11 protein-coding genes are annotated in these 14,113 nt (G+C 42.8%); 5 read left to right on the top strand and 6 right to left on the bottom strand.

The annotated features are described in order from the left end of the window. Positions 1-201: 201 nt before the first annotated feature. The gene (locus ACE1AQ_RS22980) at positions 202-1,494 is read right to left on the bottom strand and encodes a D-alanyl-D-alanine carboxypeptidase (protein ID WP_008205475.1); all 1,293 of its coding nucleotides are present in this window, start codon (positions 1,492-1,494) and stop codon (positions 202-204) included. 149 nt (positions 1,495-1,643) lie between these two features. Here ACE1AQ_RS22980 and plsX point away from each other — a divergent pair, with 149 nt between their 5' ends. Both plsX and ACE1AQ_RS22970 read left to right on the top strand, forming a co-directional pair. Further along, positions 1,644-2,699, top strand: a complete 1,056-nt coding sequence (gene plsX, locus ACE1AQ_RS22975) for a phosphate acyltransferase PlsX (RefSeq protein WP_008205473.1) — start codon at positions 1,644-1,646, stop codon at positions 2,697-2,699. Positions 2,700-3,038: 339 nt separating this feature from the next. Beyond that, complete coding sequence (locus ACE1AQ_RS22970) at positions 3,039-4,040, top strand: beta-ketoacyl-ACP synthase 3 (protein WP_008205471.1); 1,002 nt, start codon at positions 3,039-3,041, stop codon at positions 4,038-4,040. A 15-nt stretch (positions 4,041-4,055) separates the two neighbouring features. Here ACE1AQ_RS22970 and ACE1AQ_RS22965 read toward each other — a convergent pair whose 3' ends face one another. Beyond that, complete coding sequence (locus tag ACE1AQ_RS22965) at positions 4,056-4,211, bottom strand: hypothetical protein (RefSeq protein WP_374809289.1); 156 nt, start codon at positions 4,209-4,211, stop codon at positions 4,056-4,058. A gap of 19 nt (positions 4,212-4,230) precedes the next feature. Here ACE1AQ_RS22965 and fabD point away from each other — a divergent pair, with 19 nt between their 5' ends. Continuing rightward, positions 4,231-5,157 (top strand): ACP S-malonyltransferase, encoded by a 927-nt coding sequence (gene fabD, locus ACE1AQ_RS22960; protein ID WP_008205469.1) that lies wholly within the window; start codon positions 4,231-4,233, stop codon positions 5,155-5,157. A gap of 328 nt (positions 5,158-5,485) precedes the next feature. On the opposite strand, the gene ACE1AQ_RS22955 is transcribed toward fabD, so the two are convergent. The 3 genes from ACE1AQ_RS22955 to ACE1AQ_RS22945 all read right to left on the bottom strand — a co-directional run bounded on the left by ACE1AQ_RS22955 (position 5,486) and on the right by ACE1AQ_RS22945 (position 10,809). Next, a complete protein-coding gene (locus tag ACE1AQ_RS22955; RefSeq protein WP_008205466.1) occupies positions 5,486-6,487 on the bottom strand; it encodes a pentapeptide repeat-containing protein in 1,002 nt (333 codons plus the stop codon). A gap of 549 nt (positions 6,488-7,036) precedes the next feature. Beyond that, positions 7,037-8,548, bottom strand: a complete 1,512-nt coding sequence (locus ACE1AQ_RS22950; protein ID WP_106908462.1) for a glycosyltransferase family 39 protein — start codon at positions 8,546-8,548, stop codon at positions 7,037-7,039. A 26-nt stretch (positions 8,549-8,574) separates the two neighbouring features. Further along, positions 8,575-10,809 carry an MASE1 domain-containing protein gene (locus ACE1AQ_RS22945; RefSeq protein ID WP_110545822.1) on the bottom strand — a complete coding sequence of 745 codons (2,235 nt, stop codon included), beginning with the start codon at positions 10,807-10,809 and terminating at the stop codon, positions 8,575-8,577. A gap of 316 nt (positions 10,810-11,125) precedes the next feature. Between ACE1AQ_RS22945 and ACE1AQ_RS22940 the strand changes: the two genes are divergently transcribed. Then, positions 11,126-11,758: a response regulator transcription factor gene (locus ACE1AQ_RS22940; protein ID WP_008205394.1), complete on the top strand. Its 633-nt coding sequence runs from the start codon at positions 11,126-11,128 to the stop codon at positions 11,756-11,758. A 119-nt stretch (positions 11,759-11,877) separates the two neighbouring features. After that, entirely contained in the window at positions 11,878-12,651 is a 774-nt protein-coding gene (locus tag ACE1AQ_RS22935; RefSeq protein WP_008205392.1) for a Uma2 family endonuclease, read from the top strand. 78 nt (positions 12,652-12,729) lie between these two features. Here ACE1AQ_RS22935 and ACE1AQ_RS22930 read toward each other — a convergent pair whose 3' ends face one another. Further along, complete coding sequence (locus ACE1AQ_RS22930; protein ID WP_008205390.1) at positions 12,730-13,794, bottom strand: pentapeptide repeat-containing protein; 1,065 nt, start codon at positions 13,792-13,794, stop codon at positions 12,730-12,732. Positions 13,795-14,113: the final 319 nt, after the last annotated feature.

The following is a 14,113-nucleotide window of genomic DNA, read 5'->3' as shown; positions in this document are numbered from 1 at the left end:
CAAATGGAGAGAATTCTTGTCCATTAAGAAATGTTACAAATTACATGGGTACATTAAGAAAAGTTAAGGGGGTGCATCCATTGATGGATAAGGGTTTTCGGCTATTGTAGTATATATGTATGGGGGGAAGTTCAGATATAAAACCTTGCTAAAGTTCCTCACCATCAAACTAAATTTGATTGTCAAGTTGATATCTACCCCTTAGAAACCCTGACTTACCCGACTAGGATCACCTAAAAAGGCCCTTTCAGGAATCGATCCTTTAGTAGCTTCCGGGAGAATTTGCCAGTGTTGATCTAAAGCTTGTAACACCCGATCCTGCTGATTTCTGAATCCCTCGATATTGCCACTACCAGCATTCATAATTACAAACCAAACTTTACCCCTTTCTTGGGTGGGAATTTCTCCAGCTAAGGCACTAACTTGGGCTAAAGTGCCAGTTTTAATCACTACTCCTTTGGGAATGGCCCGCCACTGCATAGTTCCTTTGGTATCGCGTCCCCCCACCGGAAATAAATCAGCGACTTTGATCGGTTGATTGGCTAACTTGCGATCCAATGCTTTAAGAATCTCAATAACTGCCCGGGGAGACAAGCGATTTTCTACCCCCAATCCCGAACCATTAATTAATTGAATTTCTTCCGCTCCTACCCCAGTGATTTTAGTATTAATTGCGTCCACTGCCGCCGGGCCACCGAGCAACTCCGCTAACATTTCTGACATGACGTTATTACTATAAATATTCATCTGACGCAACAGTTCCGTTAAAGTTAAGGACTGATGACCCAACAATAATCGGGCATTTTCGGGGCGAATTTGACTCGCTCGAACCATGCCCAAAATCTTCACCTGTGGGGCTTGTGTGCCGCTAGGAAGGCTTTGAAAAGCTTTTTCGGTTTCTTTTGACCATTTCGATTGATCAAGCCCAATTATCAGCAATTCTCCCGCTTTGAGGGGATCGGTTTGAAAATTCATGGCGAATTTACCCGTAATGATCAGATCGCCTTTGACCTGACGGATGCCTAATTGATCAAGGCCATTGCCCACTGCGATCGCTTCTTCCCAGACAAAGAGAGGATCCCCTGACCCTTCAATAATTAAATCTCCCTCTAACACCCCGTTTTTTACCTCTCCCGTGCTGTAAAAACGAGTAGCAAAACGATGATCGAGGGGCCAAGTTTCCACGGCGGCGAGAGTAGTGGCGATTTTAGTTAAAGAAGCCCCCGAAGCGGGCAGATTACCCTGATGGTCAGCTAAATCAGCCCATTCCGTCTCAATTAAGACCCGTTGTTGACCAGAGTTTAAACCTTTTTTCCTCAAGTCTTGCAGATAATCGGCCACGATCGCCGCCACCCGGGGATCGGGAGCGGTGGGAAGGTCAAAAATAGGCTGATTTTGCCAAGAAATTAGGGGAATATTGGCGATCGGTTGGGATTGCCCCCCCAGCCAACCGAAGAGAAAGCCGAAAACTGCCAAATTAAAAACTGAGAACATCTTTTCCTTAATCGCAATGATGCCTTATTGTATAGAGATGATTGGTAATTTTTAACAATTGCTCGATCAGAAAACACTAATCCTCGATCGGCCAGCTTTTGTCAAGAGCTGCCGCTCAACTTATTAAAGATTTCTATCCCACTGACTCAATGGCAGAAACGGCATTAAATCGGGCAAGAATCGCGGTAGATGCGATGGGAGGTGACCACGCTCCCAACGAGATTATCGCGGGATCGATGCGAGCTTCCGAAGAATTAGATGTAGAAGTATTATTAGTCGGCGATTCTGAACGGATTGAGGCTTATTTCCAGCATCATCCCCGTCCCAAGAATCTCACCATCGTCCACGCAGAGGAAGTGGTGGCCATGGACGAAGAACCGATCACCGCTATCCGTCGCAAACCAGCGGCCTCGATTAATGTGGCCATGGATTTAGTCAAACAAAATCGCGCCGATGCGGTGGTGTCCGCCGGTCACTCCGGGGCAGCCATGGCGGCAGCGTTACTGCGTTTAGGTCGTTTAAAAGGAATCGATCGCCCGGCGATCGGTGCGGTGCTGCCGACGATGTTGGCAGGTAAATCGGTGATTATCCTCGATGTCGGGGCGAATGTGGACTGTAAACCCAAATATTTAGAGCAGTTTGCCCTAATGGGGACAATTTACAGTAAATACGTTATGGGTGTTGAAGAACCGCAAGTCGGTTTACTCAATATCGGCGAAGAAGCCAGCAAAGGTAACGATCTCGCCCTAAAAACCTACGAATTGTTAGAAAATAACCAGCAAATACCCTTTATCGGCAATGCTGAGGGCCGGGATGTGCTATCGGGACAATTTGATGTGATCGTCTGCGATGGTTTTGTCGGCAATGTCCTGTTAAAATTTGCCGAAGCGGTGGGGGGAATTATCCTACAAATTCTCAAAGAGGAATTACCTAGGGGGATACAGGGTAAAGTCGGGACGGCTTTAATTAAACCCAATCTGAAACAGATCAAACAACGCATGGATCATGCGGAACACGGCGGTGCTCTGTTATTTGGAGTCGATGGGGTCTGTGTGATCAGTCACGGCAGTTCCCAAGCGCCTTCAATTTTTAACGCCATCCGACAGGCGAAAAATGCCGTTGATAATCGCGTTTCTGAGCGCATTCAAGCCTACAATGACCACCATCATCAATTAAAAAAGTTGTCGGTGAACAGTGAAGATTAATCTGTCAGCCTTTTCAGTGATCAGTGATCAGTAATCAGTGAAAAGACAGTGGGAAACTGCTATTTAATACTGCTCACTTAATACTCAAATCTGGTCACTGATAACTGATAACTAATAGCTGACATCATCAATTAAAAAAGTTGTCGGTGAACAGTGAAGATTAAGCTGTGAGCCTTTTCAGTGATCAGTAATCAGTGAAAAGACAGTGGGAAACTGCTATTTAATACTGCTCACTTAATACTCAAATCTGGTCACTGATAACTGACCCACTGATAACTGACCCACTGATAACTGATAACTGATAACTGATAACTGATAACTGAAAAGGGGGGGAATATTTTGAGCGGATTCGGGGCAGCAGTCGTCATTACCGGTTGTGGATCGGCCACACCAGGGCAATTTCTCAGTAATGAAGAACTCAGCCAAATTGTCGAGACTTCCGATGAGTGGATTAAAAGTCGTACTGGCATCGGTAAACGCTATTTAGCCGATCGATCGGTGTCTTTGAGCCAATTAGCAGCCCAAGCGGCGATTAAGGCTCTGGAAATGGCTCAGGTGTCGCCTAGGGACATCGATCTGATTCTCTTGGCTACTTCTACCCCCGATGATCTGTTCGGTAGTGCCGCCCAAGTTCAAGGTCAGATCGGGGCCAATCGGGCGATCGCTTTTGATCTCACCGCCGCCTGTTCGGGTTTTCTGGTGGGATTAGTCACCGCCACCCAGTTTATCCGTACCGGTACTTACCGCAATGTCTTGGTTATCGGGGCCGATGTTCTCTCCCGTTGGGTGGATTGGAACGATCGCGCTACCTGTGTCCTCTTTGGGGATGGGGCAGGGGCTGTGGTTTGTCAAGCAAATGATACAAAAGATAACATTCTCGGTTTTGAACTCCATAGCGACGGCAGCCAGAATAGTTCTCTTAATCTCGCATATCAGGGGGAGGAATTGCTCCTTAAGCAGGGGGTAAGCGTTCAAAAAGGGACTTATAAGCCCCTAAGGATGAACGGACGGGAAGTCTATCGTTTTGCCGTGGCGAAAGTGCCAGAGGTCATCGAAAAAGCTCTCTATCGGGCTAATTTAACCACCAGTGACATCGATTGGTTAGTTCTGCACCAAGCTAATCAAAGAATTATGGACGCGGTGAGCGAGCGCCTGAAACTGCCTCCAGAAAAAGTGATCAGCAATCTCAGCGAGTATGGCAACACCTCCGCGGCCTCGATTCCTCTAGCTCTCGATCAAGCGGTCAGGAGTGGTAAGATCAAAAAAGGTGATATTATTGCTTCTTCTGGCTTTGGTGCCGGTTTAACCTGGGGTGGGATTATCTTCCGTTGGGGAGATTAATTCAGTAAACAGTGATCAGTAAACAGTAAACAGTAAACAGTAAACAGTAACCAGTAAACAGTAAACTAAAAACTCACATCTGATAACTGATAACTGATAACTGATAACTGATAACTGATAACTGATAACTGATAACTGATAACTGATAACTGATAACTGACCCAAACACATCTATCTATTTTAAGAACTTATGAAAACAGCGTGGATATTCCCGGGACAAGGATCGCAAGCGTTAGGAATGATTGGAGATTTAGCGGAAAGCGCGCTTGGCCAAGAGAGATTAGAAATAGCAGAAAGAATCCTCGGTTGGTCGGTCTTGGAAAAATGTCAAGGGGATGAAGAAACCCTATCTCGTACTCTTTATACTCAACCTTGTTTATTTGTGGTGGAGAGTATTTTAGCGGATTTGTTGCAAGAAAAAGGTCATTTTCCCGATCTAGTTGCCGGTCATAGTCTCGGTGAATATTCGGCTTTGTATGCGGCCAGGGTGTTTAATTTTGAAACAGGATTACATCTAGTTCAAAACCGTTCCCTTTTGATGGATGCGGCCGAAGGTGGCAAAATGGCCGCCTTAATGAAATTTGATCGCACCAGTCTAGAGACAGTGGTTAATCAGACGGAAAATGTAGTTATTGCTAATGATAATAGTGCCGAACAAGTGGTGATTTCTGGGACTCCTGAAGCGGTGGATTTGGTATTAGGTCAAGTGAAAGTTAAGCGGGTTATGCCATTAAAAGTATCCGGTGCTTTTCACTCTCCCTTGATGGAAAATGCCGCTATTCAATTTCAGCAGATTTTAGAATTGGTTAATTTTCGGTCTGCAAAAGTTCCCGTTATTTCTAATGTTAATCCTAGCCAACCGATCACCGATGCGGAGGAATTAAAAAGTTATCTCATTCAGCAGATGACTAGCTCGGTTCGCTGGCGAGAAATTATGTTAAAATTGCCAGATGTGGGTGTGGAAAAAGCGATCGAAGTGGGACCGGGTAAAGTTTTAACTGGTTTAATTAAACGAACTGCTCCCGCAATTGAGTTAGAAAATATTAGTCAATTAGCCGATATATACAAAGGTAGCGGCGATGTTAAATTGCAGGTTTCACTAATTGGTGTTAGTTAAATTATCTGGCAACATTTTCGACAAAGGAAGTAAATTGATAGATACCTAGCCAAAAATTTGGTTAGGTATTTTTTTAGAAAACTATCATAGGGTTTGCGGCAAAAACTTTTTCAGCAGACCCTAGTTATTCTCCCATCTCCCCCCCCGCAACGCGCACGAAGTGGTCTCCCCACTCCCCACGGTTATAGAAACCTCGGCAGAAAAGTCTCTACAACCAGGTTTTTCTAGGAATATAGCGTTTCCCAATCTCATGAGGTACACCAAAATCTTAACTCCTGACTCCTCAAAACCTAAGACTCTGTACCTCACAACTATGGAAATTGCTATATTAGGAAAGGAGATTACCGCGACTACCGTTAGGAAGAATAGTTTCTTCGAGGGAAGCGGAAAGAAGATTATTTTCGGTTAAAATCGCCCCAATTAAGTTAGCTCGTTTGAGATTAGCTCGTTTAAGATTGCTTCCCACTAAATAACTCAAGAGTAATCCCGCTTGGTGTAGATTAGCACCGTAAAGGTTAGCGGAGGCTAAATTAGCACCGAGCAGATTACAACCGGTTAAGTTAGCCTGGCGAAAATTGGCTTTATTTGCGTCAGTTTTGCTTAAATCGGCACCGGTTAAGTTAGCTCCCTCAAAATCACTACAATTGAGGTTAGCTCCCGTCAGATTAGCCCCTTCCAGGTTAGCATAACGTAAATCCGCCCCCCGTAAATCCGCTCCGCGCAAATCGGCATAGCTGAGGTCGGCGTATTGAAGCTGGCAGTTTTCCAGATTAGCTTGATAGAGATAGGCTCGAATTAGGTTAGCCTCTTTTAAGTTAGCATGGCTAAGATTAGCAGAGCTAAGAATAGCACGAGTGAGAATAGCCCGTTTTAGGTTAACTTTCACCGCCATGGCATGGGTTAAAGTGGCTGAGGTGAGATTAGCCGCTTCCAGATTTGCTTTGAATAGTTGGGCAAAAAGTAAGCTACTGTGAATTAAACAGGCAGAACTTAAATCAGCCTTTTTGAGAATGGTATTACTCAAAATTGCGCCGCTTAGGTTAGTTTGGCGCAAATTTGCCCCAGAAAGCTCGGCTTTGGTTAGGTTAGCATCGATAAGACAAGCTTTGCTTAAATTAACCTCTTCTAGGGAAGCAGCACTAAAATTAGCGTTAATTAAACAAGCTTCGGTTAAATTAGCCCGTTTTAAGTAACTATGACTTAGATTAATCTGGTTTAAACACTGTCTCTTTAAATTGACTCCGCTAAGTCTGACTTCGGCAAAGTTGCGTTCACCTCGATTATACAGTTCGATTAGATGTTCACGATCGGTTAAAGCATTGCTACTCATAAAATAACTAAATTGTTCTGGAAGGTCATTTCCAGAGAATGGGTTGGGGAAAATTACTAATTATGAAGTCGATCTCTAGGATTAGTACAGGGAGCGACTGGGGATTTTTGCGAATAAATAGAAATTTTTAACCAATTACGGGCTTAAAATCCCTATTGGCAATCACTAAAACCGGTAAAGAACGAAAAGAATCGGGGTTCAATACCACAAACAGCCTCTACCTAAACCCGCCACTTGTTGCCAGCCAGGTCTAGGCATTAAATTAGAGAAGTCTTGTGCGTCAGTTTTCCTGACTGAATCTACTGCCTCGCCGATGTCTTGACTCGGTATCATACAGTTGAATTGGTTAGGTCTGCTTAGTCAGTCCAGTAGCCGAGAGGCTAAAACTCTTAATCACCGGATTTCGGGGACTCTCCAGTGGAGCGAGCATAAACCCTTGTAAAAGTCAATCCCTCTTAGGGATGAACTGCCCGATCCTATTCCCCGAAGCCTTGATTTATTGAGTCTATCAGGTTGTGGTCCGTTTTGGCAAGAGGGGTTAATGGCTTTTTAATCAATTCGCCAAAAGGCTTGATTTTCCGTAGGGGATAATTGTACAGACCGGTCATCTAAATATTTTCTGAGACTGGGGGAAGGATTGAGGAGATAAATATCGGTAAATTGATTTTTTAAGGATGGGATGGAAACCCTAGGGTCCGACTGAACAAATAAATACTTTGTCTTAGCAGCGGTGGTATGAATCAGGGGCAAGGTATCTAACCAATGTTCTGAAATAATTAGAGGTTTTTGACTGCGATTAATCATTGTATAAGCATTGGGAATATTGCTACCATAGCCCACATATCTAGTTGCCGGCGGTGGATAGGGAATTTTGGCAATTAATCCGAGAACTAGCAAGAATATTAAGAGAATTTTTGCCCAGCCTTGGCGCTGCTGTAATCCGTTGCTTAGTAAAAAGGTAACTGCCAGCAGCACACCGAGAAAACTCGGTAGGTAAAATCTGCCCACAGCCGTGTAGCGAAATCCTCGGATTAGATCCCAAGCTAAAAGAGAGAAAAAGGGGATAATTGTCAGGAGAATGATCAGGGTAAAAACTTTTTTATCGGCTTTTTTGCCCAGATAAATAAAGGAGATGATGACAAGGATAATTAGGCAGTATTCAATAATCGGGGTGATGGTGGGATTGGCTAAACTAAAATTATAAAATAAACGAGCAATCATTCCTACCCATCTTTGCCCAAGTACCCCTAGAGGTAAACTGCCTTCTGACCATCCAAAAACAGTAAATCGACTGGTAAAAATCCGGGTTAACCAAATTGAATAAATGCACAGGGAAGCAAGTAAGCTGATGCTATAGTGTTTTTTGGTTAAAGAGTTAAAAGAATTCATCTGTAGCAGAAAATATAGGCTATGAACTACTAGAACAAAGATAAAGAAAACATGGGTGTATAAACCAGCGATTAGGGATAAACTATAGAAAAACCAATCTTTTTTCGGTTGCGAAGAGTCAAGAGCTTTGAGAAATAACCAGCTAGAAAGTATCGAACAGAAAACATATAGGCCGTATTCCCAAATTCCTAGAGCATAACCGGTAAACCGCGGGGAAAAGAAGATAAGTGTAGCGGCAATTAAAGCGGCGTTTTTATTTTTAAATAAGGTCAAAGCTAAATGGTAAAAACTCCATAAAATACCAAACCAAATAATTACCGAAAATCCCCTTAATACTAGATAAGAATTGCCCAATAATCTTGCTAAAAACCAGAGGAAAATATAATAGAGAGGTAGATCGTAATTCGAGCTAGTATAAAGAGAGGCTAAGGTATCGGGAAACCCTTTCACAGAATTAACCCCTTGAAATTGCCAGAGTTGTTCTGTAGATTTAATTTGTCCGTCGAAGAGATAGTTAATTAACTGTTCGGTTCTGTTACCAGAAAGATGTAGTAAGACCAAAGATTCATCGTGCCAAACATAGCTATAGTAGGCGAGATGGACAAAATAGAAAATATTGACAATAATCAATAAACCGAAAGCAAATATAACCCCAGATTGACGGGTAAGCATAATTATCTCGATCCTGCTAAAAATCACTAATTACTGTTGACTAACTCCTGCTTAATCACTCTAGAATTTTGATGGGCAAGGGGTAAGGTAAACCAAAACTGTGAGCCAACCAGCGGGGTACTTTTTACCCCAATTCTCCCAGAGTGAGCCTCGATAATTTGCCGACATTGGTAGGAACCTAAACCGATTCCCGTTAGGTGTTGATTATGAAGATTTCTTACATATAAATGGAAAAGATGTTGACATTGTTCCTCATCCATGCCAATGCCATTATCGCTTAAAGTGCAGTAGAGCATATCTTGGTCAATACGAGCATCTAAAGCTAATTGAATCGGTGAAGGATTATGTTTTAAGGCATTATTTAATAATTGTTCAAAAACACTTCTTAGCTGACAAGGATCGGCATCAATAGCGGGTAAGTCATCGGGGAGAAGATTAATAAACGTAGCTTGATATAAATCAAAATCTTTTTGCCAATCTTTCAGCCAAATTTCCACCTGTTTTTTTAGAGATAGAGGTTGACGATGCAAGATTAAAGGCCGTTCTTCAGCAAAATGATTTTCTGATAAAGCATTAATTAAAGTTAATTGTCGATCGCAACTACGCACCACCTGATCGAGCATTGCTCGCGAGATAGTTACTTTTTCTGTTTGCCGACACTGTAAATTTTTTAATAACATCACTAATCCCATAATCGAGGTGCGAAGATCGTGGGATACTGCCTGTAAAAAAACCGTTTTCATTTCGTATAAACGCTGAATTTCCCGAACTTTTTCCCGCAGTTCCAGGGTTCTGGCCGCTACTTGCTGTTCTAAATTATTATTCAAGCTTTGCACCCTCTGATATAGTTGCGCTTGGCCGATAGCGATACAAACTTGGGTGGCTAACTGTTCTAATAATTTGACCTCGCTTTTTTGCCAATGACGAGGATGGGAATATTGATGAACCACTAAAGCGCCTAAATGTTGATGATTAACCTTTAGAGGTAAAACTAAAGAGGATTTAACTTGCAGGTATTCATAATAACCTTTGAGAGTGGGCAGCGTTTGCACCTTAGCGGTATTATCAGCAATAATTAACTTATCTAAAGAAAATAATTGTCCCAATTCTTCCAGTAATTCTGGTTCGGGAAACCAACCCATGAGCGAGGGAATCTGGGGACGACGGGACTCGGCGATTACCTTAGACCCCCCCCCCTCTTGACAGTGACCGATATAGACTTGATCGGCATCGAGAAAATTTCTGATTTCCTCAACAATGGTATTTAAAACCTGATCTATATCTAAAGATTGATGGACTTTTAAAGCAACTTGTGTTAGTAAATGTTCTCGTTCTAAAGTTTCATTTAAAGCTCGATCGATCTGTTGTCTTTCGCTAATCGCCGCCGATAAAAACAGCGAAGTTGACATGACAATGACTAAAAAGATTTGTAAGATCAAGACACCTCTGGTATAATCGGGAGCCTGTAGGATAAAAGGGCTGACTCCCCCGGCCAATCCCATCAAAGCTAAAATAGATACTAAAAAATTGGCTATTACCGCTCCCCAGGTCTGAAAACGCATAGCAGCCCAAACCACAAAGGGAAAAGGGAGATATTCAAGATACTGCACCATGCTCCAATCGGGGTTAAGAAAATTCTGTTGACCACCAAAAACCACGGAAGTCACCACCGTTAGCAAACTCAGACAAAGTAAGGCCTCGCCAAGGCGTTGGGGTTGCCGTGGTTCCCGCAGGGAGTGACGCTGGAAGCAAAAACGCAACAGCAGCGGCGTGGTCATTAAGATCCCCGTACTATCTCCGAGCCAGATAATGCCCCAAGACTGTCCAAATTGCCGCCAATCCCAAGTATTTAGCCAACTACGGGCAAAAGTATCGATAGTGGCATTGACTGCCGAGGCTAATAGGGCCGCTAAAAATACCAGTAAAAGGATATCGCGAATACGCTGTAAAGTGGCGGAAAATCTCAGATAATGCAAGAATTGCGCCCCTAACAGGGCTGATAAACTGCTCCCGATTGCCGAAAATAGAGCTATGGGCCAACTGGCCCCTAAAAGGAAGGTAAGAAGCAAATCCCCGATAAAAACGCCTAAAACTAGCCTTTTTCCCCCTAAAAAAACAGCAGTCAAGCCAATACCAGCACTCATCCAAATTGGGGCAGGTCGCGACCCTAAATTTAAGCAGAGATAGCCTAGCCAACCAACACCCAGATAAACCAGGGCAACAAGCACAATTTTAGACCGATCTGATGAAATCCGTAGCATTTTCAGTTATCAGTTATCAGTTATCAGTTATCAGTCATCAGTTATCAGTTATCAGTTATCAGTTATCAGTTATCAGTCATCAGTTATCAGTTATCAGTTATTAGGTTTAAGTTTTCAATTTTCAATAAATTTAGTATCTTTCACTGGTCACTGGTCACTGGTCACTGGTTACTGGTCACTGTTTACTGATCACTGGTCACTGGTCATGGGTCACTAAATCACTGTTAATCCATCTCCAGATTGCCTAAACTAGGAGTAGTTCTGCCTCATGCAGATGGGTGAAAACCGTACATTTTCCCGTTAGGAATCAAAGATCATGCGGATTTTAATTGTTGAAGACGATCCTTTAATGCAGTTAGGTTTAGAACAAGCGCTCGGTGAACAGCCGGATTTTGAGATCGTCGGTCAAGCTAGTGATGGTCTGGCAGCGGTACAATTAGCCCTATCCCTACGGCCCGATTTAGTGGTCATGGACATCGGTTTACCCCGTCTCGATGGCATTGCGGCAACTAAACAGATTAAGGAGGGTTTAGCTAATGTTCATGTGGTTATGCTCACTTCCCACACTCTCCAACAGGAAGTGATTGCGGCGCTGGCCAGTGGTGCTGATGCCTATTGTATCAAGGGAGCGAGTCTCGATCGCCTTTTGGCCGCTATTGAAGCAGCTAAGGACGGGGCCACCTATTTAGACCCTCAAATTGCCCGTTTAGTCATGGATAATCTCAAACCGCCAGCAGTGCAACCTAATCCCAATCTAGCACTTTTATCGGAGCGAGAAATGGAAGTTTTAAAGTTAATTGTTGAAGGCAAAAGTAACGCTGAAATCGCCGAACAACTTTATTTAAGCACCAATACGATTAAAACCCATGTGCGGGGAATTATGAATAAATTAGCCGTGGACGACCGAGTACAAGCGGCCGTCATTGCCCTGCGATCCGGTATTGTTTAAGGAGAAAATGGCGATTTACCCACAGGAATATTCTACCTCAATTGCTACTGCTACAATTGCTCAAAAAATCCCTTGAATAATTTATAATAATTGATCGACCTATCTCTGTTGGACAAACCATGACTATCGCTGAAAGCTTACCCCTAGTCGATTCCCATGTCAACCCTGAGATAATCTTCCCAGAAGGCGAATTTTGGAGTGATGAACCACCCTTGGAAAGTAACCTACATCTACAACAAATTATTTTACTAATTCAGTGTTTAGAATGGTGGTGGCGCGAGCGAGAAGATTATTTTGCCGCCGGCAATTTAACCATTTATTACAGTCCCAACCAGAAAAAGTCAGAATTCTTCCGTGGTCCTGATTTTTTCGTCGTTTTGGGGACAAATCCCAATCCCAACCGCAGAAGTTGGGTAATTTGGCGAGAAGAGGGCAAATATCCCAATTTAATTATCGAAATTCTTTCCGATAGTACCGCCAAAGTTGACCGAGAGGAGAAAAAACAAATTTATCAAGATATATTTCGCACTCCCGATTATTTTTGGTTTGACCCAGAAAGCCTAGAATTTGAAGGATTTACCCTAATTAGCGGTCAATATCAACCGATTACCCCCAATCATCAGGGACGGCTCTGGAGTCAACAATTAGGCTTATATTTGGGTTTATCCGCCAATAAATTGCGCTATTTTACCCCCGAAGGAGAATTAGTCCCCACTCCCGCAGAAGCGGCACAACAGGCAGAAAATCGGGCTGTGGAGGCAGAAAATCGGGTTTTAGAGGCAGAAAATCGGGCTGTGGAGGCAGAAAACCAAGTCGAGCAAGAAAAGCAAAAAGCGGCGAAATTAGCGGCTAAACTGCGGGAATTGGGCATAGATGCCGAGGAAAATCTCTAATCTCCTTTTGTTATTTAATAACGCTATTTTCGGTGAAAGGTGAGGGTATTTGGTGTCATTTAGAGGCTGAATAGTTGACTAATCGCAGAAAGCTCCGCGCAAGCGTAAATTTTGCCGCAATTCCTCGGTCATACCCACGTTATCGGCAAACTTTGCCCCCTTCACTTTTGCCCCGCTAAAATTCGCTTGAGTGATATTGACTTCAACCAAATTAGCTCCTTCTAAATTGGAGCCGATTAAATTAGCTAAAGCCAAACTAGAACGATAAAAATCAGCATAACTTAAATCGGCATTAGCTAATAAGGCTCCGCTTAAATCCGCTCCCTTAAAACTAGCATGACTGCCGTTAATTTCACTTAAATCAGCATCGGTTAAATTTGCCCCCCGCAGATTCGCTTGATAGAGATTAGCCATGCCTAAAGATATACCACTTAATTCCGCTGCTAGAAGATTTGCCCCAGTAAAATCCGTCAGGGGATTGAGTTCAGCTAATTGGGCTAATTCCCGAAAATCATCAGTAACAGCAGCATAAATTCCCTCGATTTGTGTCTGCAATTTCTCGAAATTTTCTGATGCTGCTGGTTGCGGTTCAACTAGAACAGTATCTAATTCTACTTGGGATGACCCTAAAGAAATACGACTCAAAAAAGCATCAAATTGATTTTCCATCAGGAAAAATGCTAACTTTCGCTCTAAAATACTATGTTTATTGGGACTTATATCATGTTTCCATAATCCCGATGTTTCCGTGATACAGATATCGGCAGCCGTCAGGGAAAATTGCACCGTCAGATGATAAGTTTCTTCCTCCACACTCACGGTTCCTAGGTTAATTCTTTCGAGCGCTCCTGTAAATATTGACTGAGGACTTTTGAACGATAACCGCCATTGATGATTATTAATACAATTTATGTATAACTCTTGACTAGAAAGAGGATTTGGTGTTAGGTGACAATTAACTAAAACAAAATCTAATTTTCCTCCTTTTAGTCCCCATTTGATTTCCCCAGCCAGGAGAGATTGAATTTGAGCTTGTAGGTGTAAAGTTAAATATAAATCAAATTTTTGCGAGTCGGTGGCTACTGGTTCTAGGGTTAACGATACACTATCGGGATAGCGATCGAAGGCAGCTAAAAGACGCATAATCTAAAAGAGAAAAGCTAAAATAAACAGTAAAAAAGTGGTGTTTCTCTGGCCCCAAAGCCGAGAACTCACCCCTATTTAAAACAATAGCTGATTTTCTCGATCCTCGCTGAACATTTCTTCAGCGATCGCTGAATGATTGCCGAAGAAAATCAAGGTTAAATTAGTTGACTTTCTCTTTTGGCTCTTCTAGGTTCTGTGTGATCAGTTTAACTTACAATATGATCGATCAATCTTTGTGTCCTTTGTGTCTTTGTGGTTCGTTCCACTCACTCGCCAGCAGGACTGTATCCTAGAATACATTTTACCCACCAAACCT

Source organism: Microcystis sp. BLCC-F209 (assembly GCF_041928595.1).
Taxonomy (GTDB): Bacteria; Cyanobacteriota; Cyanobacteriia; order Cyanobacteriales; family Microcystaceae; genus Microcystis.
The sequence above is the reverse complement of the archived record's forward strand: the minus strand, read 5'-3'. Positions and strand labels throughout refer to the sequence as shown.